Origin of the sequence: Streptomyces sp. NPDC093598, assembly GCF_044764825.1 — a bacterium.
In the GTDB taxonomy this organism is placed as follows: Bacteria; Actinomycetota; Actinomycetes; order Streptomycetales; family Streptomycetaceae; genus Streptomyces.
The window spans coordinates 48,472-71,555 of record NZ_JBIWIV010000017.1; the positions used below are offsets into that span (position 1 = coordinate 48,472).

Here is a 23,084-nt window from a genome sequence, read left to right on the forward strand (position 1 = left end):
CATGCCCCTACGCTGCGGAAGAGGCCAGGCGTTGCCTGGGGGCTCAGACAACGGTGAGGGGTGACGTGGGGGAAATGGTTGACGGGGGCCGGGCCGTCCTGGGTCGGACGCTGAGGTTTCTGCGGGAGCAAGCGGGCAAGTCACTCGGGCAGTTGGCCGAGGACACGGGCTACGACAAGAGCTACTTGAGCCGCCTGGAGAAGGGGGAGCGGCTCTCCAAGCGTGCGGTCATGGAGGACTTGGACAGCTACTACGGGTGCGGTGACCTGCTGGTTCGTGAGTGGCGGGAGGCGCGCAGGGAGGTCATCAAGGACAAGTACAAGGGTTTCATGGACCTTGAGGCGACGGCGCAGGTCATGTGGATGTTCCAGTTGCGCGTGCCGGGCCTCCTGCAGACCGAGGACTACGCCCGAGCGGTGTTGTCAGGGTTGTCTGGCGCCCAGACAACGGCAGGCAACAGCGAGGAAGTCGAGGAGCAGGTGGCTGCCCGGATGGGGCGACAGGAGTTGCTCTACCGCGAGTCGGCGCCGAGCGTGCGCGTGATCCTGGATGAAGGGGCGGTGCGGCGGCCTGTTCCCGACGCGAAGGTGTGGACCGACCAGTTGTCGCACCTGGTGGATGCGGCGGAGCTGCCGAATGTCGCAATCCAGGTTCTGCCCTACACGGCCGGTGTGCACGACCTCATGAACAGTGACCTCATCCTGTTGTGGCAGCGTGCCGGTGACCCCGTCGCCTACGTGGAGGGCAACGGTTTCGGCGAGCTGATCCAGGATCCGGACAAGGTGCTTGCCTACCGCCTGTCCTACGATCTCGTCAGGGATGCGGCGCTGAGCCCGGCGGAGTCGACAGCGTTTCTCAAGTGCCTCTTGGAGGAGTGCAGACCATGAACCGAACCCCGGACCTCACCACCGTCGTGTGGCGCAAGTCGTCCTACAGCGACGGCGGAGCCTCGAACTGCCTCGAGATCGCCGCCGACTGCCCCGGCACAGCTCCGGTCCGCGACAGCAAGCGGCCCGACGGTCCGATACTCGTGTTCGGCGCGAGCCCCTGGGCGTCGTTCCTCGCCCACGTCAAGAAGTAGGAGGTTCCTCAGGCGGTGGCACCGCCGCCCCCGGCAGCCGTACCGTCGCCACCGTGCCGCCGCCCTCGGCCCGGGACAGGGACACCTCGCCACCGGCCTGCTGCACCGTACGCGCGACGATCGACAGGCCGAGGCCCGAGCCCGGCAGCGCCCGTGCGCTCGGGGAGCGCCAGAAGCGGTCGAAGACGTGGGGGAGTTCGTCGGCGGGGATGCCCGGGCCGTGGTCGCGGACGGTGAGGACGCCCTCGATCAGACGAACCTCGACCGTGCCGCCCTCCGGGCTGAACTTCACCGCGTTGTCCAGGATGTTCACCACCGCCCGCTCCAGGGCGGAGGGTTCCGCTCGGACGAACCAGGGCTCGATGTCCGCCGTGATCGTCAGCTCGGGCCCCCGCAGCCGGGCTCGCCGCAGCGCCGACTCGACCGTGTCCTGCCAGGCGACGATCTGTGTCCGGCCCGCGTGCTGGCCCGTGTCCGGGCGGGACAGTTCCTGGAGGTCGCCGATGAGCGAGGCCAGCTCCGTCATCTGCGCCTTCACCGACGCGAGCAGCGCCTTGCGGTCCGCCTCGGGGAGGGGGCGGCCCGTCTCCTCGCTGCGGGTGAGGAGTTCGATGTTGGTGCGCAACGACGTGAGCGGCGTGCGGAGTTCGTGCCCCGCGTCCGCGATCAGTTGCTGCTGTAGGTCGCGGGAGCTGGCCAAGGCCGAGGTCATGGCGTTGAAGGAGTGGGACAGCCGGGCGATCTCGTCCTCGCTGTCGTCCTCCACCGGGATGCGGATGTTCAGATCCTCGGTGCGAGCCACGTGCTCGACGGCGTCGGTCAGCTTGTCGACGGGGCGCAGCCCGGCCCGGGCGACCGCCAGGCCGGCGGCTCCGGCGCCGAGCACTCCCACGCCGGAGACCAGCAGGAGGATCAGCGCCAGTTCGTTGAGCGTGGACTGCGTTCCCTTGAGCGGCAGGGCGATGACGAGGGAGTAGTCGGCGGCGACGCCCGGGGGCAGGTTCTCGTCCTTGATGACGACCGCCGTCGTCAGGACGCGCAGCTTGTTGCCGTGTTCGTCCGTGCCGTCGCGGATGCGGCCCTGGTTCGGGTCGGGGTTCCTGGCCACGGCCTTGTCGTCGCCGGTGACGCGTACCTGGGTCGTGGAGGTCGGGAAGAGACACAGCGTGCCGTCGACGCGGACCAGCTGCCCGTAGGTCTTGGGCCGCGACCCCATGCCCAGCGAGTCGGAAGGCGTCTGAAGGCACTCGTGGGTGAGCGTCTGGAACTCGTCCGAACGCAGCGGCGCCACCGACGACTTCAGGTCGTTGTCGATCTCGTCGTACAACTTCCCCTGCACGATGAACCAGCAGGTCACCGACACCGCCGCCACCGCGAACGCCACCGCGGCCGCCACCAGCAGGGCCAGTCGGGAGCGGATCGGCAGGGAGCGGAACCGGCGTACCACCCGGTGCGTCCGGGAACTCACTCCGCCCCGCCCTGCCGCAGCACGTAACCGACGCCCCGCACCGTGTGCACGAGCCGCGGCTCGCCGCCGGCCTCGGTCTTGCGCCGCAGGTACATCACGTACACGTCGAGGGAGTTCGACGACGGCTCGAAGTCGAAGCCCCAGACGGCCTTGAGGATCTGCTCCCGGGTGAGGACCTGGCGCGGGTGGGCCATGAACATCTCCAGGAGTGTGAACTCCGTACGGGTCAGCTCCACCTGGCGCCCGCCCCGGGTGACCTCCCGCGTGGACAGGTCCATGCGCAGGTCGGCGAAGGTGAGCGCGTCCTCGTCGGCCGGGTCGGCCGCGCCCACGGCCGCCGCGTAGGAGATGCGGCGCAGCAGCGCGCGGATGCGGGCGAAGAGTTCGTCGAGTTCGAAGGGCTTGACCAGGTAGTCGTCGGCGCCCGCGTCGAGGCCGGTGACACGGTCGCCAACCGTGTCACGGGCCGTGAGCATCAGGATCGGCGTGGTGTCGCCGGTGGCGCGGATGCGGCGCGCCGCCGTCAGGCCGTCCATGCGCGGCATCTGGATGTCGAGGACGACCAGGTCGGGCCGGTAGGCCGCCGCCTTGTCCAGCGCGTCCGCGCCGTCGACGGCGACCTCGGTCCCGTACCCCTCGAACGCGAGGCTGCGCTGGAGTGCTTCGCGTACGGCCGGCTCGTCGTCGACGATCAGGATGCGCTGCGGGTCACGGTCGCCGTCTGCGGGGCTCATGGGTCGGAGGTCCTCGGGGGTGAAGTGGGACGGGGGTGCTCTGACGCTCTCAGCGTCGCACGTCGCGGGCGCCTGCCGGGAGGAGCGCCGGCCCGGTGGGGTGCGGGGCCGGCCGGCGAGGGATCAGCCCCGTACCGTGCGGCGTCCGGCCGTCGCGGCCCGGCCCGCTCGCCGGGCCGCCTTGGTCGCCACTTCCGGCGCCCGCCCCGCCGGTGCGTGCAGTTCGTACGCCACCGCCAGGGCCAGCGCGACCCCCGCCGGGTCGCCGCCCGGCTCCGCGTGTGCGATCCGCTGGATCATCGCCGTACTCCTCGCTCGATGGAACACACTCGGTGGAACTCAGTCGGTCGAACCCGCCCGCAGCTTCGCGAGGTCGGCCTTGACGGTGTTGATCGGGATGGCGAAGCCCAGGCCGACGCTGCCCGCGTCGGAGGACGAGGAGGCCTGGCTCGTCGGCGAGTACATCGCGGAGTTGATCCCGATGATGTTGCCGTTCATGTCGATCAGCGCGCCGCCGGAGTTGCCCGGGTTGAGGGACGCGTCGGTCTGGAGCGCCTTGTACGTCGTCGTGCTGGACCCGGTGTCGCCGTTGAACTGGCGTCCGCCGAACTCGAACGGCCACTGGTCGCCCTGCCCCTGGCCCTGCCCCCACTGCTGCTGGCCCTGGTCCTGACCCTCATCGGTCGGGACCGTGACGTCGCGGTCGAGGGCCGAGATGATGCCGCTGGTGACGGTGCCGGACAGTCCCTCGGGGGAGCCGATCGCCACGACCTGGTCGCCGACCTGCAGCCCGGCCGAGTCGCCGAGCGTGGCCGCCTTCAGGCCGGAGGCGTTCTCCAGCTTGATCAGCGCCAGGTCCTTCTTGCTGTCGGTGCCGACGACCTTCGCGGTGTACGACTTGCCGTCGCTGGTCGTCGCCTTGATCTGCGAGGCGCCGGAGACGACGTGGTTGTTGGTGACGATCTCGCCGCCGCTCGTGATGATCACGCCGGAGCCGGTGGAGGACCCGGTGTTGGAGTCGGCGCTGATCTCGACGATGCTCGGGCTGACCGCCTTCGCGACCCCGGCGACCGTGCCCTTCTGGCTGGACGGGACCACGGTGGTGCTGGTGGAGCTGGAGGCGACGGTGGCGTTGCCGGTCAGTTCCTGGATGCCGTAGGCGGTGCCGCCGCCTATCGCCGCCGCGACGATCGCCACGGCGGCGATCAGGGCGGCGGGGCCACGGCCGCGCTTCTTCGAATGCGGAGCATGCGCCGGGGCGTACGCCGGCGGGGGCGGCCACTCGGGGTTCACCGGGGCCTGCTGCTGACCCTCGTAAGGGTTCTCGTACTCGCCACTGCGGTGGAAGCTCTCGGTCATGGAACCGAGCTTGTCGCCCGACCATGAGAGCTTCCTGAGTGCTCCCTGAGAAGCCCGACAGAACCTCGTATGCCCGATATAAAGAGGCCCGCCGTCCGGTGAGGCGGCCTCCCCGTCCAACCGCCGGAGGCTACGCGCAGCCGCAGGACCGCCGGGTCACCAGCCGCGACGGGAACACCTTCAGCCGCTCCCGCCGGGCCCCCGCGACCCGCAGCCCGTCGTCCAGGACGAGGTCCACCGCCGCCCGGGCCATCGCCGAACGGTCGGACGCGATCGTCGTCAGGGGCGGGTCGGTGAGCGCCGCCTCCTTGATGTCGTCGAAGCCGGCCACCGCCAGCTCGCCCGGGACGTCGATGCGCAGCTCGCGCGCCGCGCGCAGCAGGCCGATCGCCTGGTCGTCGGTGGAGCAGAAGATCGCCGGCGGGCGCTCGGGGCCCGAGAGGATCTTCAGGGCCGCCTGGTAGGCGTCGTAGCGGTTGTAGAGGGCCTCAAAGAGGCGGCCCTCGGTGGAGATCCCGGCGTCGTCCATCGCGCGGCGCCAGCCCTCGACGTGGTCGGAGACCGGGTCGCCGACCGCGGGCGTCTCGGCTATGCCGCCCATACAGGCGACGTACTCGTAGCCGTGCTCCAGCAGGTGCCGGACGGCGAGCTCGGCGCCGCCCAGGTCGTCCGTGACCACGGCGACGTCGTCGATGGCCTCGGGCCGCTCGTGCAGCAGCACGACGCGGGCGTCCCAGGCCTCGATCTCGGCGGCGGCCAGATCGTTGAGCGCGTGGCTGACGAGGATCAGGCCGGAGACCCGCATGCCCAGGAAGGCGCGCAGGTAGTGGACCTCGCGCTCGCCCACGTAGTCCGTGTTGCCGACGAGGACCATCTTCCCGCGCTCGGAGGCGGCCTGCTCGACCGCGTGTGCCATCTCCCCGAAGAAGGGCTGGCGGGCGTCCGGGATGATCAGGCCTATGAGGTCCGTGCGCCGGGAGGCCATCGCCTGGGCCACCCGGTCGGGCCGGTACCCCAGTTCCTTGATCGCGGCGAGGACACGCTCGCGCGTGGCCGGGGCGACCGGCCGGGGTCCGTTGTTGATGACATAGCTGACCACGGCAGTGGAAGTCCCTGCCAGCCGCGCCACATCATCCCGAGTCACCTTGGCCACGCGCGGAGTCTACGCGGATATACCTGCTCCGGGCAGGGCGTAAAGGAGGTTCCGTACGATATCCCGACCGCCGTCCGGGGCACCCCGTGCGGGAAGCGATGCCCAGGTCGGCGCCGTATTACGCCTCTCTACGCCTGGGTACGGAGCTCGACGGCGTCCTGAGCGACCGACTTGTCCGCGGTGTCCTGCTTTGCCTTGGCCGCCTTGGCCTTCGCCTCCTCGGCGGCGCGCTCCGGCTTCTCCGGCGTAACGAATCGATAACCGACGTTCCGGACGGTGCCGATCAGCGACTCGTGCTCGGGGCCGAGCTTGGCGCGCAGCCGCCGTACGTGCACGTCGACCGTCCGTGTACCGCCGAAGTAGTCGTAGCCCCAGACCTCCTGGAGCAGCTGCGCGCGGGTGAAGACACGGCCGGGGTGCTGCGCGAGGTACTTCAGGAGTTCGAACTCCTTGAAGGTGAGGTCGAGGACGCGGCCCTTGAGCTTGGCCGAGTACGTCGCCTCGTCGACCGACAGGTCGCCGTTGCGGATCTCCATGGGGGAGTCGTCGCTGACGATCTGCTGCCGGCCCATGGCGAGGCGCAGCCGCGCCTCGACCTCCGCCGGGCCGGCGGTGTCGAGCAGGACGTCGTCGATGCCCCAGTCGGCGGTGACGGCGGCGAGACCGCCCTCGGTGACGACGAGGACGAGCGGGCAGCCCGGCCCGGTGGAGCGCAGCAGCTGACAGAGGCTGCGGACCTGCGGCAGATCACGCCGGCCGTCGACGAGGATGACGTCGGCGCCGGGGGTGTCGACGAGGGCGGGGCCCTCCGCGGGGGCCACACGCACGTTGTGCAGGAGCAGGCCGAGGGCGGGGAGCACCTCCGTCGACGGCTGGAGGGCGTTGGTCAGGAGCAGCAGAGAACTCATACGTCTGGTTCCTCCTCGGTCCCTGCGAGGACGTTTGTTGGCACAGCACCGCTCTGCGATCCCGAAGGCTCCGTACACCTGCGGTTTCCCGCGTCGTATACAACGCTTCCGAAAGCACAAAAGGACCCGGGGGCTACGCTGCCCGAGTCCTCTGCCCAGCAGAATAGCCCACATGAGCTCTGGTCCGGCAGGTCATGTGGCGCGTTCCACCGATCGTCCGCATTCCGAGACGACTGTGGGAACGCCCGTTCGGAAGCCGTCGAGGACGTTTCTGCGCACGTCCGACGGCGTGACGATCGACGCCGTGTACGACCCGGGTACCGCCGTATACGACGCCTCCGGGAAGCCTTCCCGTCACCCCGTGTTCGTCGTCGCCCACGGCTTCACCGGGGCCGTGGACCGGCCGCATGTGCGCCGGGTGGCGCAGGCCTTCGCGCGGTACGGGGCGGTCGTCACGTTCTCCTTCCGGGGCCACGGGGCGTCCGGCGGGCGGTCCACGGTCGGCGACCGGGAGGTGCTCGACCTGGCTGCGGCGGTGCGGTGGGCGCGGGAGCTCGGGCACGCGCGCGTGGGGACGGTCGGGTTCTCGATGGGCGGCTCGGTGGTGCTGCGGCACGCGGCGCTGCATCACCGGGACAGCGACGCGGTGGTGTCGGTCAGCGCACCGGCCCGCTGGTACTACCGGGGGACCGCCCCCATGCGGCGGCTGCACTGGCTGGTGACGCGGCCCGAGGGACGGGCGGTCGGCCGGTACGGGTTCGGCACGCGCATCCACCACCGGGCCTGGGACCCGGTCCCGCTCTCTCCGGTCGAGGCGGTGCCGAGAGTCGCTCCCACCCCGCTGCTGATCGTGCACGGCGAGGCCGACGGCTACTTCCCCGTGGACCACCCGCGGATGCTGGCCGCTGCCGCCGGTGACCAGGGCGAACTGTGGCTGGAGCCGGGCATGGGGCACGCCGAGCACGCCTCCGGTGACGAGTTGCTGGCCCGCATCGGGGAGTGGGTGACCGGCCGGGCGGGCTAGCCTGACGGGGTTCACCGTCGGATGAGCCCGTGGTGAGTCCGATGTGAGTCCGCTGCGACTGTGCGATTGAGGAAGCAGATGCCAAAGGTCACGGTGCGCTACTGGGCCGCCGCCAAGGCCGCGGCCGGGGTGGCCGAGGAGCCGTACGAGGCGGCCACGCTCGCCGAGGCGCTCGACGGAGTGCGCGAGCGGCACCCCGGCGAACTCGAGCGCGTCCTGCGGCGCTGCTCGTTCCTCGTGGACGGCGACCCCGTGGGCACCCGCGGACATGAGACGGTACGGCTGGCCGACGGCGGCACGGTCGAGGTGCTCCCGCCGTTCGCAGGAGGATGAGCGATGACCAACCAGCCGAACGACGGTTACGGCCCCTACGACCCGTACCGGTCCTACGGGCAGCAGCAACAGCCGCAGCAGCAGCAGCCGCAGGCGTGGCCCGGGCAGGAGTACCAGGGGTACGACGACCCGCACGCCGCTCAGCAGTACACGCAGCAGTGGCAGGGCCAGACCTGGGAGACGCAGACGCACCAGCCGGTGTCCGCGCCGGTGGCGGCGGAGGAGACGGCGTACCTGCCGCCCCAGGCCCCGCAGGGGCACGCGGCTCCGGCTGACGCCGAGGCCGCCGACGGCACCGCTCCCGGCTACGGCCCGGCCACCATCGGCGGGAACACGCGCGTCACGGACGCGCAGCGGGCCCGGGCGGAGGGGCGGTCCCCGATCATCGAGCCCGGGACGCAGCCGGCCGCGCTGACGGCGCTGCTCGGGCTGCTGCTGGCCGGTGCGGCGGCGGTCGGGACGTACGCGCTGCTCGTGCCGCTCGTGATCCTCCAGGCCGTCACCGCGGCGGGCTGGTTCCGGCTGAACGGGATGTGGCCGGCCCGGCAGGGCATCGCCCTGGGCTTCGCGGGCGCGCTGGCCGCGGACGCGGCGCTGCTGGCCTCGGGCCGCTCCCCGTCGGCGATCCTCGGCACGCTCGGCGTGTGGGTGCTGCTCGCGCTCGTCCTGCAACTGCGGTCGCACGCCGACCCGGACGAACGGATGTACGGCCTGATGGCGACGGTCGCGGCCTCGGCGCTGGCGATCGTGGCCGGCGGGTACCTGGCGGCCGACGCGGACGCGGTGACGGTGGGCGCGGTGGCCGTGGCGGCGGCCGTCCTGGCCCGCGCCCTGCCGCTGCCGACGCCCGCCTCGGTGGTGGTGTCCCTCCTCGCGGCGGCGGGCGCGGGCATCGCGGCAGGGTCGGTCACGGACCTCGGCGCCTCGGGAGCGCTCCTCGGCGCGGGCGTCGCCGTCTGCGCCCTGATCGGCCACCGGGTCGCGAGCTACGACTACCCGTCCCGCTTCGTCCACTTCACCGCGGGCGTGGCCCTGCCGCTGGCCGCGGCGGCACCGGCGGTGTACGTCCTGGGCAGGGCGCTGGCGTAGATCCGGCTGGGGCGGGACGCCGGGCGCCCGCCCTGTCACAGATGATCAACAATCCTCCGGTTCCCCTTCCCCGCAGGGTTACCCTCACGCAAGGGACGGCCACCCGGTCGTCAGGGACCGCCGTCTGACCGACTGGGTGGGGACACACCGCATGCGCGCACTGCGAATACTGCTGATCTTCGTCGTGATCCTGGGCGGGCTTTTCGTGATCGCCGACCGCGTCGCGGTCAACTTCGCCGAGGACGAGGCCGCCGACCGGCTCAGGACGACGGAGAACCTGTCGGCGACCCCCGACGTGTCGATCAAGGGCTTCCCGTTCCTCACCCAGGTCGCCGGCGGCTCCCTGGACGACATCGAGGTCGGCATCAAGAACTACGAGGCCGCCGCGGGCAACGGCGACCGGAAGATCCGTATCGACGACCTTCAGGCCGACATGAAGGGCGTCGAGTTCTCCGGCGACTACAGCTCCGCCACCGCCACCAGCGCCACCGGCACCGCGACCATCGCCTACGACGAGCTGCTGAAGACGGCGAAGTCCGAGCCCACCCAGGTCGCACCGGGCGTCACCGCCCATGTCATCGGACTCTCCGACGGCGGCAACGGCAAGATCAAGGTCACCGTCGAGGCCACGGTCCTCGGCACCAAGCTTCCCGAGCCGGTCTCCGTGCTCAGCTCGGTGAAGGTGGACAACGGCACCGTCCGCGTGCACGCCGACGGCCTGCCCGAGTTCGGCGGCGTCGACATCGCCGAGAACCGCGTCCGGGCGATCACCGACTTCCAGCAGAAGATCGACGGCCTGCCCGGCGGCATCAAGCTGGACACGGTCCAGGCCGCCCCGGACGGCGTCGAGATCACGGTGAAGGGTTCGGACGTCCGGCTGGCCGGGTAGGAAGGCGCTCGACCGGGCCCACGGCGGGCCCGACCAGGACTGTCCGGTGGGCGAGACGGCAATGTCCGCCGCGTAGAGGTGACGGGGGGCACGGTCGGCCGAATGCCGTGCGGCGAGCGGCCCGACGGCGCTCTGATCCCATATCCCGGATCATCCCGTCTCAGTATGCGACACACCGGTGACATGCCCGCCCGACCGTCCCTACGATCGACGCTATGAAGCGACAGGCGGATCTCACGAAGCGGCGGGCAGTAGACCTGTGCCGCGTCGCCGCCATGCTCTGTCGCACCTTCTGAGCGATCGCGTCGGCCCGCGTGCCGACGCGCGCATCCCCGCCGCCCCGCATCAAGGGCACCCGTGCGCCGCCCTCGTCATGGGCGCGCCCTGCAGACCTCGCACGCCCCGCCGTAACTGCCCCGGAGGAGAAGAAGCATGAGCCGCAGCGACGTCCTGGTCGACGCCGATTGGCTCCAGGAGCACCTGGACGACCCGACCATCGCCATCGTCGAGGTGGACGAGGACACGTCCGCCTACGAGAAGAACCACATCCGCAACGCCATCCGGATCGACTGGACCAAGGACCTGCAGGACCCGGTCCGCCGGGACTTCGTCGACCAGGAGGGCTTCGAGAAGCTCCTGTCCGACAAGGGCATCGGCAACGACCACACCGTGGTCCTCTACGGCGGCAACAACAACTGGTTCGCCTCCTACGCCTACTGGTACTTCAAGCTGTACGGCCACGAGAGCGTCAAGCTCCTCGACGGCGGCCGCAAGAAGTGGGAGCTCGACGCCCGCGAGCTGGTCGCCGGCGACGAGGTGCCGGAGCGTCCGAAGACGGACTACAAGGCCAAGGCCCAGGACACGTCCATCCGCGCCTTCCGTGACGACGTCGTGGCCGCCATCGGTTCGCAGAACCTCGTCGACGTGCGCTCGCCCGACGAGTTCTCCGGCAAGCTGCTCGCCCCGGCCCACCTGCCGCAGGAGCAGTCGCAGCGCCCGGGCCACGTCCCGTCCGCCCGCAACATCCCGTGGTCCAAGAACGCCAACGACGACGGCACCTTCAAGTCGGACGAGGAGCTCAAGGAGCTCTACGCCGAGGAGAGCGTCGACCTGGCGAAGGACACCATCGCCTACTGCCGCATCGGTGAGCGCTCCGCGCTGACCTGGTTCGTGCTGCACGAGCTCCTCGGTGTGGAGAACGTCAAGAACTACGACGGCTCCTGGACCGAGTACGGCTCCCTCGTGGGCGTGCCGATCGAGCTCGGCGCCAACAAGTAAGCAACCCCGACCGACCTTTCCAGACTTCAGGAGTACGACATGTGCGGTGCGAAGGCCGGCGGCCCCGACGCCTCGACGATCAAGCCCGGTGAGACCACCATCCAGGGTCAGGTGACCAAGGACGGCGAGCCCGTGGTGGGCTACGTCCGTCTGCTGGACTCGACCGGCGAGTTCACGGCCGAGGTGCCGACCTCGGCGACCGGACAGTTCCGCTTCTACGCGGCCGAGGGCACCTGGACCGTCCGTGCCCTCGTGCCCGGCGCCACCGCCGACCGCACGGTCGTCGCCCAGCAGGGCGGCCTGGCGGAGGTCGCGATCGCCGTCTGACGGCGACGGGTCCTCGAAGGGCCGCACCCCTCGGGTTGGACGCCTGGGGTGCGGCCCTTCGGCCTGCCCGGACCTACGCTGGACACATGTACGCACGGCGGCGTCATACGTACTTCGCGATGATGGGCCTCTGCATCGGACTCTTCGTCCTGGCCTGGGGTGTCGTACGCCTGTGGTCCGTCCCCGTCGCCGTCGGGATGTGTGTCGTCGCCATGGTCATCCCGCCGGTGGCGGCCATGGTCGCCAACCGGCGCGGGCCGGAGGACCGGTGGTGGGACGACCCTTCCGGAGACCCCCAGTCCGACGAGTGGTGGGACGAGCTGGACGGCAAGAAGCGTCCGCGGTGAACGGCGTCGTCTCGCGTACGGGGGGTATCCCGGCCCTATGCGACTGACAGCGGCGACCCTGGACGCACCGCACGCGCGCGAGCTGGCGGACTTCTATCTGCGGCTGCTGCCCGGCTGGGGCATCCGGCGCGACGAGGACGGCCCGGACTGGGTCCACATCCGGCCGCCCGACGGCGGCACGGGGCTGTCATTCCAGACGGAACCCGCCTACCGCCCCCCGGTCTGGCCGAGCGTTCCGGACCGGCAGCAGATGATGATCCACCTCGACATCGAGGTCGACGACCTGGAGCGGGAGACCGCGCGGGCCGTCGCCGAAGGCGCGCGGCCGGCCGAGTTCCAGCCGCAGGCCGATGTCCGGGTGCTCCTGGACCCGGCGGGCCACCCGTTCTGCCTCTACACGCAAACGCCTCAGTAGACGAGCGCCTGCGTCTCCTCCGCCATCGCCTCCTGGACGAAGACCTGCGCGCCCGCGATGCGGACCCCCTTGAGGACGTCCTGCTCCGTGATCTCGCGGCGGGCCGCGCACTGCGTGCACAGGGTGACGCGGCCGGCCGTGAGGAGGGAGTCCAGCAGGTCGGGCAGGGGGGCCGCGTGCGGCAGCTCGAACTCGGCGGCGCGGCCGGGCAGGGCGAACCAGGAGGACTCGCCGGTCAGCCACAGGGAGACGTCGACGCCGCTGGCGACGGCCACCGCCGCCACCGTGAACGCCTGAGAGCACCGCTCGGGGGCGTCCGCCCCCGCCGTCACCTTGATCACCAGCTTCTTCGCCATAGCCGGAATCGTAGTGCCGAAGGGGCCCGCGTAAGCTGGGCTCGGCCCTGTGCACCCATTCGCACCCCCGCTCAAGGAGCACCCCGTGGAGATCTTCTTCGAAATCCTGTTGGTCCTGGTCGCCGTCGGCGTCCTCGCCTTCGCCGGACTGACCGTGAAGAAGCTGTACCAGGGCCAGCGCTGACCCACGTCTAGGAAGTTCCCATGATCGAGATCCCGTCCGACCTCCACAAGGACCTCGTCCCGCTCGCCTTCCTGCTCGGCAACTGGGCGGGCGCCGGCGTGCACGACTTCCCCGGCTCCGAGAAGTGCAACTTCGGGCAGGAGGTCACCTTCACCCATGACGGCCGGGACTTCCTGGAGTTCCAGTCCCACAGCTGGGTGCTGGACCAGGACGGCAACAAGGTCCGCCCCCTGGAGTCCGAGCACGGCTACTGGCGGATCGACGCCGACCGCAAGGTCGAGGTGACGATGACCCGCGACGACGGCGTCATCGAGATCTGGTACGGCGAGCTGGCCGACAAGAAGCCGCAGATCGACCTCGTGACGGACGCGGTGGCCCGCACGGCCGCCTCCCGGCCCTACACCGGCGGCAAGCGGCTGTACGGCTACGTCAAGAGCGACCTGATGTGGGTCGGCGAGAAGCAGACCCCCGAGGTCGAGCTGCGCCCCTACATGTCCGCCCACCTGAAGAAGGTCGTCACCCCGGAGGAGGTCGAGCGCTGGGCCAAGGCCCTGCCCGACGACATGCCGGACGACGGCATCGCTTTCTTCAAGTAGTCCTAGACTCTTGGGTGTGGTGAGCACCGACTGGAAGAGCGATCTGCGGCAGCGCGGCTACCGGCTGACCCCGCAGCGGCAACTCGTGCTCGAAGCCGTGGACACCCTGGAGCATGCGACCCCCGACGACATCCTCGTGGAAGTGAGGAAGACGGCGTCGGGGGTCAACATTTCGACGGTGTACCGGACGCTGGAGCTCCTGGAGGAGCTCGGCCTGGTCAGCCACGCGCATCTGGGGCACGGGGCGCCGACGTACCACCTCGCGGACCGGCACCACCACATCCACCTGGTCTGCCGCGACTGCCAGAACGTGATCGAGGCGGACGTCTCGGTGGCGGCCGAGTTCACCGACAAGCTGCGGCAGACGTTCGGCTTCGACACCGACATGAAGCACTTCGCGATCTTCGGCCGGTGCGAGGACTGCACGCTCAAGGCTTCACATACCGAGTCGTAGGCTTACGGACATGAAGAGCCCCCTGCTGACCCTGCCCGGCGCCGTCCCCGCCGAGGGCGTGGACGAAGGCGTCGCCGCCCACTACGGCGATCTGTTCCGTGAGCAGCGCGCCCTCGCCGACGGCACCGGATTCGTGGACCTCTCGCACCGCGGGGTCGTCACCGTCACCGGCGAGGACCGGCTCGCCTGGCTGCACCTGCTGCTGACCCAGCACGTCAGCGACCTCCCGGCGGGCCGGGCCACCGAGGCGCTGATCCTCTCCGCGAACGGCCACATCGAGCACGCGCTGTACCTCGTCGACGACGGCGCGACGGTCTGGGCCCATGTGGAGCCGGGCACCCAGGAGGCGCTGATCGCGTACCTGGAGTCGATGAAGTTCTTCTACAGGGTCGAGGTCGCCGACCGGACGGCCGACATCGCCGTCGTCCACCTCCCGGCCGGCTCCATCGCCGAGGTTCCGGAGGACGTCGTCGTACGGGAGACGCCGCACGGCAGGGACCTGTTCCTGCCGCGCGCCGACCTGGAGGCCTACGCGGCGCAGGCCGGGCCGCCCGCCGGGATCCTCGCCCACGAGGCGCTGCGCGTGGAGCAGTACCGGCCCCGGCTCGGTTTCGAGACCGACCACCGCACCATCCCGCACGAGCTGGGCTGGATCGGCTCGGCGGTGCATCTGCAGAAGGGCTGCTACCGGGGCCAGGAGACGGTCGCCCGGGTGCAGAACCTGGGCAAGCCGCCGCGCCGGCTGGTCTTCCTGCACCTCGACGGCAGCGAGGTCCATCTGCCCGTGGCCGGGACGGAGCTCCGGCTCGCGGACGACGGGCCCGACGGCCGCAAGATCGGCTTCATCACCACGTCCGCCCGCCACCACGAACTCGGCCCGGTCGCCCTCGCCCTGGTCAAGCGGAACGTGGCGGTGGACGCCCCGCTGGTGGCCGGTGACACGGCCGCGGCCCAGGAAGTCGTCGTCGCGCCGTAAAGCTTGTAGATCTTTCGGGTCAGATTTCGATCTGCACGGTGAACGGGCCGTCGTTCGTCAGTGATACGCGCATGGCCGCGCCGAAGCGGCCCGTGGCCACCGTCGCGCCGAGGGAGCGCAGCTGGGCGACGACCTCGTCGACGAGGGGTTCCGCGACGTCGCCGGGGGCGGCGGCGTTCCAGGTGGGGCGGCGGCCCTTGCGGGCGTCGCCGTAGAGGGTGAACTGGCTGATCACCAGGAGCGGGGCGTCGATGTCGCTGCACGACTTCTCGTCGTGCAGCATGCGGATCGACCAGAGTTTGCGGGCCAGCTGGGCCGCCTTCTCCTTGGTGTCCTCGTGGGTGACGCCGACGAGGACGCACAGCCCCTCGCCCTCGATCGCGCCCACGGTCTCGCCGTCCACGACGACGCTCGCGCCGTCCACCCTCTGCACCACTGCTCGCATACGTCCATCATGCAGGGCGGTGACTTCGGCGCCGCGGCCGGTCGGCGGATGGCCCGAAAGGGTGGTTTGCGCGGGGCTCCAACAGCCCCTGCACGGCCGTATTTTGCTGCTTAACCGCCCATCTGGGGTCTATCGGGGGCACTCGTTCCCATAGCGGCCACCTGGGGTGGCACGATGCTTGCACACACCGGTCGAGGGGACGGTTGAGGCACATGAGCACATCAAGCACCGGGCAGCAGCAGGCGGCTGTCTGGTCGACGTACACGGGGATCGGCGCGTCGGAGTACCACCGGCCGCCCACACAGCGCACCGACAGCCCGCGGCTGCCCTCGGACGGCCCCGAGGACCAGCTGCCCGCGCTGAGCCTGCCCGACCTGCGCACGCTGCGCCGCGAGACCCAGCGCGACGAGGCCGACCTCAGCTATCTACGGCGGCTGCTCCAGGGGCGGATCGACATCCTGCGCGCGGAGGTGGCCCGGCGTGCCCCGGCGGATGTGGCCTCCGCCGCCGCACCCGACGAGGCGTCGGTGGTGGAGCGGCTGGCGGAGATCCTGCGGGACGCCCCGGCCCGGCACCGTTCCTCGGCCCGCCATCTGACCCTGGGCACCCCGCAGGGCGAGGAGTTCCGGCGGCTGGCCGCCGAGATGCTCGCCGAGGTCGAGCTGTCCGACCTGGACGCGCGCACGGACCTGGAGCTGAACACGGCGATGGGCCGGCTCGAGCGGTACGAGCAGCAGGTCTCCCGGCGCAGACAGCGGCTGCAGCGCACGGCCGACGAGTGCAGCGCGGAGATCGCGCGCCGGTACCGCGAGGGGGAGGCGCAGGTCGAGGACCTGCTGGTGTGACCCGTCCCCGGGCCCAGGAGGGCCGGCGGTCGGATATTTACGCGACACCGACCGGCCCTCCGCCTAGCGTGACGTCATGACCCCCATGTCCCGTGCCGACGACATCGACGTACGCCCGATCGTTGAAGCCGAGGTCGCCGACTGGCTGCGCGCCGTCAACACCGGTTTCCTGCGGGCGCCCGCCCTCACCGAGGAGGAGATCGAGGGCCGGCGCGAGAGGTTCGTCGAGGGCCGCTACCTCGGAGCCTTCGACGGCGGCCGGTGCGTGGCGACCTTCCGCTCCTTCGACCAGGGGCTCACGGTCGTCGGCGGGGCGAGCGTCCCGGCCGATGCCGTCTCGGGCGTCACCGTCACCGCGACGCACCGCCGCCGCGGGCTGCTCAGCCGGATGATGGCGCGGGACCTGGCGGCCGCGAAGGACCGCGGGGACGTCGTCGCGACACTGATCGCCGCCGAGTACCCGATCTACGGCCGGTTCGGCTTCGGGCCGGCGACCTGGATGGCGGAGTGGACGGTCGACGTGCCACGCGCCGGTCTCGACGCCCGCTGGGCGGGCCCGGCGGACGGCGGGCGGATCGACCTGGTCGACGGCGAGGACGTCCGCAAGCTCGGCCCCGAGCTGCACGAGCGGTTGCGCCGCGGCCGGCCCGGCGCCGTCACCCGCGACGACCTGTGGTGGCAGATGAACACCGGCGCCCTGCGGTGGGACCCGTCGTGGAAGACGCCCTTCTTCGTCGTGTACCGCTCGGCGTCCGGCGAGGTCGAGGGCATGGCGGCGTACGACGTGGACGACACCTGGGGGGACGGCAAGCAGCCGCTGAACACGGCGACCGTGCGGTGGCTGCTCGGCGTGACACCGGCCGCGGAACGGGCGCTGTGGGAGTACCTCTGCTCCATCGACTGGGTCGTGAAGGTGAAGAGCGGCTGGCGGGCGCCCGACGACCTGCTCCCGCATCTCCTGCCCGATCCGCGGGCGGCGGAGATCACCTCGCTGGCGGACTGGCTGTGGGTGCGGATCCTGGACGTCGTACGGGCGCTGGAGGCGCGGACGTACGAGGGTCAGGGGACGCTGGTTCTGGAGATCGCCGGGGTGGACGGGCTGACCGGGGGGCGCTACCGGCTGGAGGCCTCACCCGAGGGGGCGTCCTGCGCGCCGACCACGGAGAGCGCGGAACTCGAACTCGGGCTGGGCGAGTTGGGGGCGCTGTGGCTCGGGGACGAGTCGGCGGTGCGGCTGGCGGCGCTGGGGCGGGTGCGTGAAGAACGAGCGGGCGCCGCCCGGAAGGCCGACGCCCTGCTGCGCACGTCCAGGCGGCCTTGGTGCCCGGACATGTTCTGAGCCGCTCCCTTCTGCCGGCGTGCTGGGACCCGCATCCGTAGCGAGCTGTTCGGTTGTGGTTGTTGTGCGGTGGTGCCGACCGGGCGGGACTCCCGGCTCCCCTCCGGAAGGGAGTCCCTTGGCGGGTGGCCAACCCCCTGAAGGTCTGACCATGTTCCCGAAGTTGGTGACCAACTTCACTGTACTTATCTCCGCCTGGAACCGGCTCATAACCACCTTTCCCTGAACTGCCGGAAGATGGCGGGAAGTTGTAGTGTTCAGTTGTGGACCCGGAACACGACTCCGTCAATGGACGGAAGAGGTCGCAACGGCCACAGAGGACACATCACGAGGTGGCCGACGAGCTGCGCGCCCGGATCAGGTCGGGGGTGCTGCGGCCGGGTGAACGCATGCCCACCCAGGCCCAGCTGGCCCACGAGTTCGGTGTGGAGCGCGGTGCCGTGCGGCAGGCGCTGCGCATCCTTCAGTCCGAGCGGTTGCTCACCAACGTGTCCAAGGGCAGCCCGGCGACCGTCGCCCCCGACCCCGTCGGTGCGCTGACCGGCCCGGAGGCCCCTCCGCTGCCCACGACGGTGGCTCTCGCGCCCCGGATAGCGACGGCGTTCGCGGCGGAGCACGTCGAGATCGACGCCGTGTGCCTGACGTCCATCTCCCTCACGCTCGCCATCGGTGAGCCGCTGCGGCAGATCCACGCCGGACGGCTGAAACCGGCCAAGGTCGACGTCCGGGTGCTGCTGCCGAGCCGGGACATCGACCTCGCCTTCCCGGTGCCGGTCGAGGGGGGCGGCGACGACTGGGTGCACGAGCGGTGGCTGGCGATGCGCAACGCCCAGGGGCAGGTCCTCCAGCACAACCTGCTGGCCCTGCGCGCCACCCACGGCATCGACGTCCGTGTCACGTTCCGCGCGCTGCCCTTCACCCCGCCGGTGAAGCTGTACCTGCTCAACGGCACGGAGGCGCTGTTCGCGTACTACACGCTGACGCGCCGGGAGGCCGAGCTCGATCAGGAGCAGCCGGCGATGTACGACGCCCAGGGCACCCAGTCCATGCTGTTCTCCTTCCGGCAGGGCGCCGGGCTGCGCGACACCACGTTCGTCGAGCAGTCGCACCTGTGGTTCAACGCACTGTGGGAGACGATCAGTTCGGAGCTGGTGCTCACGAGCTGACGTCTCCCACGGGTCGTTCCGGGGCGGCGCGGTGACTCATCGGGCGGGCCCCGTCATCAGCAGCGCGAGCACGACGGCTCCCGCGGAGCTGACGGCCGGGCTCTTGGCCTTGACGCCCACGGTGAGAAGGATCAGGCCGACGATGCCGGCCGGACCGTACTTCCACTGGACGAGCTGTTCGAAGGCGACGACGAAGGCGGCGGAGAGGAGAGCGAGGGCGGGCATCGGTGTTCCCCCTTCGGAAGTCCGGAAGCAAAACTTCCGCCAACTCCGAGAAGTTGGCAACCAACTCTGATTAAGTTGTCCCCACTTGGCCCCTAGTCATAAACAACTTCCAAACAACTCCCGCCAGATGGATCAGAGTTGTAGCGTTTGGTCGTGGCCCAGGAGAGCGTGGCGGAGAACGTGGCAGTGAACGGCAGCAGAAGGTCCTCGCCCCAGGAGATCGCCGACAACCTGCGGCAACGCATCCGCGCCGGTGAGCTCAGGCCGGGGGACCGCCTGCCCACGCAGGCCGAACTCGCGGAGGAGTTCGGCGTGGAGCGCGGTGCCGTCCGCCAGGCCCTGCGCGTCCTCCAGGAGGACGGCCTCCTCACCAACGTCAGCAAGGGCAGCCCGCCACGCATCGCCGCCCCGGCTCCCGCCCGCGGCGAACCCCAGCCGACCATGGTGGGCCTGGCCCCGCGTCTGACGGAGGCGTTCTCGGCCGCACGCGTGTGCGTCGACGTCGTCTGCCACACCGCGGAAACGCTGATGGTCGCGATCGGCGAGCCGCTGCGGCTGATCCACGAGGGCCGGATCCACCCCGAGTCGATCGACGTGCGCATCCTGGTCCCGTCCCGGGACATCGAACTGGCCTTCCCGGTCCCGGTCGAGGCCCACGGTGACGACAACCCGGTCCACCAGCGCTGGCTGGCCATGCGCAACGCCCAGGGGCAGGTTCTCCAGCACAACCTGCGGACGCTGCGCTCCACGCACGGGATCGACGTCCACGTCACGTTCCGCGCGCTGCCCTTCACCCCACCGGTGAAGCTGTACCTCCTCAACGAGGAGGAGGCCCTGATCGGCTACTACATGCTGACCAGGCGCGAGGAGGAGTGGGGCAGCCAGACCCTGGACATGTACGACGTCCTCGGCTCCCAGTCCCTCCTCTTCTCCTTCGTGCAGCGAACGGGCCGGCGGGACGCGGCGTTCGTGAAGGAATCCCAGAAGTGGTTCAACGCCCTCTGGGAAACCATCACGACGGACCTGACACTCTCCTAGTGACTTCTGATACGAAGCAGACTGGTGCGGTGACTGCATCGACCGAGGAACTGCGGAAACTGCTCGCTCCTGTTCGATACGTCCTCTGGGATCTGGACGGGCCGATCTGCCGCCTGTTCGCCGGCCATCCGGCCAAGGAGGTGGCGCGGGAGCTGGTGAAGCTGATCCAGCGGCTGGGCCTGGGCGGGCTGCTGAAGGAGAAGGAACGTTTCGACCCGGATCCGCAGGCCGTGCTGCTCGGGGTCAACGAGCGGCACCCGGACAGCGACCTGATCACGCTGCTGGAGAACTGGCTCACCGAGCAGGAGCTGACAGCCGTCCCGACCGCGATGCCCACGCCGTACACGGACCCGCTCGTCAGGACGTGGTCGGCCCTGGGCGCCGGATTCGCCATCACCACGAACAACTCGGCGCTCGCGGCGGCCTCCTACATCGAGAGCCGGCGCCTGGAGGCGTGCTTCCCCTACATATACGGGCGCACCAAGGACCTCGACCTGATGAAGCCCCACCCGCACTGTCTGTCCCAGGCCCTGAAGTCCCTGGGTGCGGATCCGTCACACGCGCTCATGCTCGGCGACACCGGGACGGACTACCAGGCGGCGCAGAAACTGAACGTCCCGTTCCTCGGCTACGCGCGAGACCAGCGCAAGCTGGATCTGCTCGTGGCCGCGGGCGTCAAGCCGTCGCACATCGTGAGCTCCATGGAGGACGTGCTGACCACGCTGAAGGGCATGCACTGATCGTCACGGTTACCTCATTGAGACCAGGGATCACCGGACTCGAGTCGTGCGGGCATCGGCGCGGCGCTAGGCTCTGCACCACTTTCCAGAGCTTCGCACCTTGATCCAGGAGCAGCCGGTGCCCCCGCAGCCGGTTTCCCCTCCTCCCCCAGGGAGGGCCCCCGCGCACGACCCTTACGGGGAGTTCGTGCGGCGGGCCAAGACAGACGGCGTGATGCACGACGGTCATCACAACCGGAACTTCGTGTTGCCCCTGACCGAGCCCATGGCGCGGTACGTGGGGCGGGCGGCCGGCACCCCGGCGATAGTGCGCCTGCGGGTCCTGAACGCGCTGCCCGTGGTGATCCGGACCTGGAAAGAGCCCGACGTGCTGCGGGCCATCAGCGGCGTGCTGCCCAAGGCGCCGGAATGCCTGGCCAGGCGGAACGGTTCGGCGGTCCACAGCTATGTGGAGGGCGTCCCGCTCTCCGGCCTGCACCGCGACGGCGAACCCGTCGGCCACCCCCTGATCGCCTCCCTGATGCAGACCGTCGCCCGGATGGCACAGGTCCGCAGGGAGGCGCTCCCGCCGCTGCCGGGTACCCGGCCGAGCAGCGACAAGGACAGCAGGGGGTTCCTGCGCACCCTGGCCCACGTGGCCGACCGCCAGATCCGGCAGCCCAACTGGGGCGAGTTCGGCGGGCTCTTCGAGGCGCTGGGCGTCCCCGCCGACGCCCTGACCAGACTGGCCGAGCGGATCCCCGCCATGGCGCGCCGGCCGTACACGCTGCTGCACACGGATCTGCACCGGGACAACCTCATCGTCGCCGCGGAGGACCGGTCCATCGCCTGCGTCGACTGGGAGCTCGCCACCTACGGCGACCCGCTCCACGAGCTCGCGACGCACCTCGTCCGGATGCGCTACCCCGCGTCGCAGTGGGACGAGGTGCAGCAGGCCTGGGCCGTGGCCATGGAGGAGTGCCGGCCGTCGGCGGTCAAGGGTCTGGCCAGGGATCTCCGGCACTACGTGGCCTTCGAGAAGGCCCAGTCGGTCTATCCGGACGTGATGCGTGCCGCCAAGTCGCTGGACGACCGCCTCGACGACCGGAGCCTGAACGAGGCCACGGCCGTCGTGCAGGAGGCGCTCGTGGCCGCCGCCGCTCCGCTCGGGCTCGCCAAGGTGCCGTGCGACGAGGAGATCGAGCGGGTGCTGCTGCGCTGGCGGGCCTCCCGGCACCGCCGGCCCTCCGCCTTCCGGCCGGTCCCGACCCTCGCCTGGGACCCCGACAAGCGGGTTCCGGAACACCCCGGCTTCCCGCACACCGCCGTGCGCGACGCCCTGGTCGCCGAAGGCACGGCCCCGGCCGGCCGGGTCTTCAGGGGCACCGCACACCTCAACTCCGTGGTCCGCGTGCCGCAGGCCGACTTCCCCGTGGTGGTGCGCCGGAGGATCGCCTCGTTCTGCCGCCGGGAGCCGAGCCACCTGAGCGAGCACGCGGTGCTGCGCGCCATCGCGCGTTCCGAGGTCGATGTGACGGCGCCCCGGGTACTGGCCCTGGGCAGGAGCCACGGCGGGGACGCCTTCGCCATCCACACCTACGTCGGACCGCGGCACAGCGACCGGCCCCCCAGCCATCCGGTGCACGGTCTGCTGCCGCACGAGGCCGACGGGCTCGTCTACCAGCTCGGGCAGCTGACCCGGGTCGACCACGCCGGGCTCGACCCCATCGCCGGGACGTGGGACTTCTACACCTGGCTCAGCCGGCAGCTGGTCACCCTGGTGCGGGGGCTGCCGGCGGAGTCGCAGCGGCTGGCCAAGGCGCTGGGGCTGCCGGACGCCGACCGGCTGAGCGAGATCCTCGCCCGGCATCGCGTCACCCCCCGCAAGCACGCCCTGCTGCACGGGGACCTCAACCCCTGGAACCTCGTCCGTCACTCCCAGCGGGACCGGCACGCTCTCACCATCATCGACTGGGAGATGGCGATGGTGGGCGATCCGCTGTACGACCTGGTGCGGCACATCCACCTCACCCCGACCCGGCCGGAGATCCGGCAGCGCATGGTCCGGCAGTGGGAGAACACGCTGCCCGCCGAGTACACCAGGGACTGGCAGCGGGACTGGCGCGTCTACCGCTGGGTCGAGATCGTCCGGTCCGCCTACGTCGACCTCGACCGGCTGGTGACCGGCGCCGGTCTGGACGCGCCCAATGTGCGCCGGGCGGTGGACTCGTACGCCATGACCCTGGCGGCCGCGACCGCCTCCCTCGGCCTCCCGGCACGGTCCGTCGAGCACCCCTGGCTGGTCCGGGCCGACGGCCGCACTGCGTAGGCTCCCC

General features: G+C 70.7%; 29 protein-coding genes. 20 read left to right on the forward strand and 9 right to left on the reverse strand.

Annotated features, from left to right (window positions below):
* The first annotated feature begins 74 nt into the window (after positions 1 to 74).
* Complete coding sequence (locus tag ACIRDU_RS32995) at positions 75 to 887, forward strand: helix-turn-helix domain-containing protein (protein WP_403586760.1); 813 nt, start codon at positions 75 to 77, stop codon at positions 885 to 887.
* Entirely contained in the window at positions 884 to 1,081 is a 198-nt protein-coding gene (locus ACIRDU_RS33000) for a DUF397 domain-containing protein (RefSeq protein WP_403586500.1), read from the forward strand. The genes ACIRDU_RS32995 and ACIRDU_RS33000 overlap by 4 nt, the downstream gene beginning before the upstream one ends.
* Here ACIRDU_RS33000 and ACIRDU_RS33005 read toward each other — a convergent pair.
* From ACIRDU_RS33005 to ACIRDU_RS33030, 6 genes are all read right to left on the reverse strand, one after another.
* Entirely contained in the window at positions 1,071 to 2,549 is a 1,479-nt protein-coding gene (locus tag ACIRDU_RS33005) for a sensor histidine kinase (RefSeq protein ID WP_403586503.1), read from the reverse strand. The genes ACIRDU_RS33000 and ACIRDU_RS33005 overlap by 11 nt on opposite strands.
* Positions 2,546 to 3,283, reverse strand: a complete 738-nt coding sequence (locus ACIRDU_RS33010; RefSeq protein ID WP_403586506.1) for a response regulator transcription factor — start codon at positions 3,281 to 3,283, stop codon at positions 2,546 to 2,548. Before ACIRDU_RS33010 ends, ACIRDU_RS33005 begins: the two co-directional genes overlap by 4 nt.
* A 123-nt stretch (positions 3,284 to 3,406) precedes the next feature.
* Entirely contained in the window at positions 3,407 to 3,583 is a 177-nt protein-coding gene (locus tag ACIRDU_RS33015; protein WP_403586509.1) for a hypothetical protein, read from the reverse strand.
* Between the two features lie 39 nt (positions 3,584 to 3,622).
* Positions 3,623 to 4,642 carry a S1C family serine protease gene (locus ACIRDU_RS33020; protein ID WP_403586511.1) on the reverse strand — a complete coding sequence of 340 codons (1,020 nt, stop codon included), beginning with the start codon at positions 4,640 to 4,642 and terminating at the stop codon, positions 3,623 to 3,625.
* A 130-nt stretch (positions 4,643 to 4,772) separates the two neighbouring features.
* Positions 4,773 to 5,795, reverse strand: coding sequence for a LacI family DNA-binding transcriptional regulator (locus ACIRDU_RS33025; RefSeq protein WP_403586513.1), 1,023 nt, complete (start codon positions 5,793 to 5,795; stop codon positions 4,773 to 4,775).
* 128 nt (positions 5,796 to 5,923) lie between these two features.
* Entirely contained in the window at positions 5,924 to 6,703 is a 780-nt protein-coding gene (locus tag ACIRDU_RS33030) for a response regulator transcription factor (protein ID WP_403586515.1), read from the reverse strand.
* 172 nt (positions 6,704 to 6,875) lie between these two features.
* Between ACIRDU_RS33030 and ACIRDU_RS33035 the strand changes: the two genes are divergently transcribed.
* From ACIRDU_RS33035 to ACIRDU_RS33075, 9 genes are all read left to right on the forward strand, one after another.
* Positions 6,876 to 7,727: an alpha/beta hydrolase gene (locus ACIRDU_RS33035; protein WP_403586517.1), complete on the forward strand. Its 852-nt coding sequence runs from the start codon at positions 6,876 to 6,878 to the stop codon at positions 7,725 to 7,727.
* Between the two features lie 78 nt (positions 7,728 to 7,805).
* The gene (locus ACIRDU_RS33040) at positions 7,806 to 8,060 is read left to right on the forward strand and encodes a MoaD/ThiS family protein (protein WP_010036212.1); all 255 of its coding nucleotides are present in this window, start codon (positions 7,806 to 7,808) and stop codon (positions 8,058 to 8,060) included.
* Between the two features lie 3 nt (positions 8,061 to 8,063).
* Complete coding sequence (locus ACIRDU_RS33045) at positions 8,064 to 9,149, forward strand: hypothetical protein (RefSeq protein WP_403586519.1); 1,086 nt, start codon at positions 8,064 to 8,066, stop codon at positions 9,147 to 9,149.
* Positions 9,150 to 9,300: 151 nt separating this feature from the next.
* On the forward strand, positions 9,301 to 10,038 hold the full coding sequence (locus tag ACIRDU_RS33050) for a DUF2993 domain-containing protein (protein WP_403586521.1): 738 nt from the start codon (positions 9,301 to 9,303) through the stop codon (positions 10,036 to 10,038).
* Positions 10,039 to 10,253: 215 nt separating this feature from the next.
* Positions 10,254 to 10,334 carry a putative leader peptide gene (locus ACIRDU_RS33055; protein WP_350310325.1) on the forward strand — a complete coding sequence of 27 codons (81 nt, stop codon included), beginning with the start codon at positions 10,254 to 10,256 and terminating at the stop codon, positions 10,332 to 10,334.
* 136 nt (positions 10,335 to 10,470) lie between these two features.
* The gene (locus ACIRDU_RS33060; RefSeq protein WP_403586523.1) at positions 10,471 to 11,316 is read left to right on the forward strand and encodes a sulfurtransferase; all 846 of its coding nucleotides are present in this window, start codon (positions 10,471 to 10,473) and stop codon (positions 11,314 to 11,316) included.
* A gap of 39 nt (positions 11,317 to 11,355) precedes the next feature.
* Entirely contained in the window at positions 11,356 to 11,643 is a 288-nt protein-coding gene (locus ACIRDU_RS33065; protein ID WP_003991226.1) for a DUF1416 domain-containing protein, read from the forward strand.
* A gap of 86 nt (positions 11,644 to 11,729) precedes the next feature.
* Positions 11,730 to 11,990: a DUF3099 domain-containing protein gene (locus tag ACIRDU_RS33070; protein ID WP_037759339.1), complete on the forward strand. Its 261-nt coding sequence runs from the start codon at positions 11,730 to 11,732 to the stop codon at positions 11,988 to 11,990.
* Between the two features lie 37 nt (positions 11,991 to 12,027).
* Complete coding sequence (locus ACIRDU_RS33075) at positions 12,028 to 12,405, forward strand: VOC family protein (protein ID WP_403586525.1); 378 nt, start codon at positions 12,028 to 12,030, stop codon at positions 12,403 to 12,405.
* On the opposite strand, the gene ACIRDU_RS33080 is transcribed toward ACIRDU_RS33075, so the two are convergent.
* Positions 12,399 to 12,761, reverse strand: a complete 363-nt coding sequence (locus ACIRDU_RS33080) for a DsrE family protein (RefSeq protein ID WP_403586531.1) — start codon at positions 12,759 to 12,761, stop codon at positions 12,399 to 12,401. The genes ACIRDU_RS33075 and ACIRDU_RS33080 overlap by 7 nt on opposite strands.
* A 204-nt stretch (positions 12,762 to 12,965) precedes the next feature.
* Here ACIRDU_RS33080 and ACIRDU_RS33085 point away from each other — a divergent pair, with 204 nt between their 5' ends.
* From ACIRDU_RS33085 to ACIRDU_RS33095, 3 genes are read left to right on the forward strand one after another with little or no spacing between them, the layout of a single operon-like run.
* A complete protein-coding gene (locus ACIRDU_RS33085; protein ID WP_403586534.1) occupies positions 12,966 to 13,541 on the forward strand; it encodes an FABP family protein in 576 nt (191 codons plus the stop codon).
* Positions 13,542 to 13,557: 16 nt separating this feature from the next.
* Entirely contained in the window at positions 13,558 to 13,995 is a 438-nt protein-coding gene (locus ACIRDU_RS33090; RefSeq protein WP_175433344.1) for a Fur family transcriptional regulator, read from the forward strand.
* A gap of 10 nt (positions 13,996 to 14,005) precedes the next feature.
* Positions 14,006 to 14,971 carry a YgfZ/GcvT domain-containing protein gene (locus tag ACIRDU_RS33095; RefSeq protein WP_403586537.1) on the forward strand — a complete coding sequence of 322 codons (966 nt, stop codon included), beginning with the start codon at positions 14,006 to 14,008 and terminating at the stop codon, positions 14,969 to 14,971.
* A gap of 19 nt (positions 14,972 to 14,990) precedes the next feature.
* Here ACIRDU_RS33095 and dtd read toward each other — a convergent pair whose 3' ends face one another.
* Positions 14,991 to 15,416, reverse strand: a complete 426-nt coding sequence (gene dtd, locus ACIRDU_RS33100; protein ID WP_030242984.1) for a D-aminoacyl-tRNA deacylase — start codon at positions 15,414 to 15,416, stop codon at positions 14,991 to 14,993.
* A gap of 212 nt (positions 15,417 to 15,628) precedes the next feature.
* Here dtd and ACIRDU_RS33105 point away from each other — a divergent pair, with 212 nt between their 5' ends.
* The 3 genes from ACIRDU_RS33105 (at position 15,629) to ACIRDU_RS33115 (ending at position 18,766) form a co-directional block, all read left to right on the forward strand.
* The gene (locus ACIRDU_RS33105; RefSeq protein ID WP_403586540.1) at positions 15,629 to 16,261 is read left to right on the forward strand and encodes an aerial mycelium formation protein; all 633 of its coding nucleotides are present in this window, start codon (positions 15,629 to 15,631) and stop codon (positions 16,259 to 16,261) included.
* 85 nt (positions 16,262 to 16,346) lie between these two features.
* Entirely contained in the window at positions 16,347 to 17,600 is a 1,254-nt protein-coding gene (locus ACIRDU_RS33110; protein ID WP_403586763.1) for a GNAT family N-acetyltransferase, read from the forward strand.
* 263 nt (positions 17,601 to 17,863) lie between these two features.
* On the forward strand, positions 17,864 to 18,766 hold the full coding sequence (locus tag ACIRDU_RS33115; RefSeq protein WP_403586543.1) for a FadR/GntR family transcriptional regulator: 903 nt from the start codon (positions 17,864 to 17,866) through the stop codon (positions 18,764 to 18,766).
* A gap of 36 nt (positions 18,767 to 18,802) precedes the next feature.
* Here the strand turns inward: ACIRDU_RS33115 and ACIRDU_RS33120 are convergent, their stop codons facing one another.
* Positions 18,803 to 18,991, reverse strand: coding sequence for a hypothetical protein (locus ACIRDU_RS33120; protein WP_031143363.1), 189 nt, complete (start codon positions 18,989 to 18,991; stop codon positions 18,803 to 18,805).
* 186 nt (positions 18,992 to 19,177) lie between these two features.
* On the opposite strand from ACIRDU_RS33120, the gene ACIRDU_RS33125 reads away from it, so the two are divergent.
* The 3 genes from ACIRDU_RS33125 to ACIRDU_RS33135 all read left to right on the forward strand — a co-directional run bounded on the left by ACIRDU_RS33125 (position 19,178) and on the right by ACIRDU_RS33135 (position 23,077).
* The gene (locus ACIRDU_RS33125) at positions 19,178 to 20,029 is read left to right on the forward strand and encodes a winged helix-turn-helix domain-containing protein (RefSeq protein WP_403586766.1); all 852 of its coding nucleotides are present in this window, start codon (positions 19,178 to 19,180) and stop codon (positions 20,027 to 20,029) included.
* A 29-nt stretch (positions 20,030 to 20,058) separates the two neighbouring features.
* Entirely contained in the window at positions 20,059 to 20,769 is a 711-nt protein-coding gene (locus ACIRDU_RS33130) for an HAD family hydrolase (protein ID WP_403586546.1), read from the forward strand.
* A gap of 214 nt (positions 20,770 to 20,983) precedes the next feature.
* Positions 20,984 to 23,077 (forward strand): phosphotransferase, encoded by a 2,094-nt coding sequence (locus tag ACIRDU_RS33135; RefSeq protein WP_403586549.1) that lies wholly within the window; start codon positions 20,984 to 20,986, stop codon positions 23,075 to 23,077.
* Positions 23,078 to 23,084: the final 7 nt, after the last annotated feature.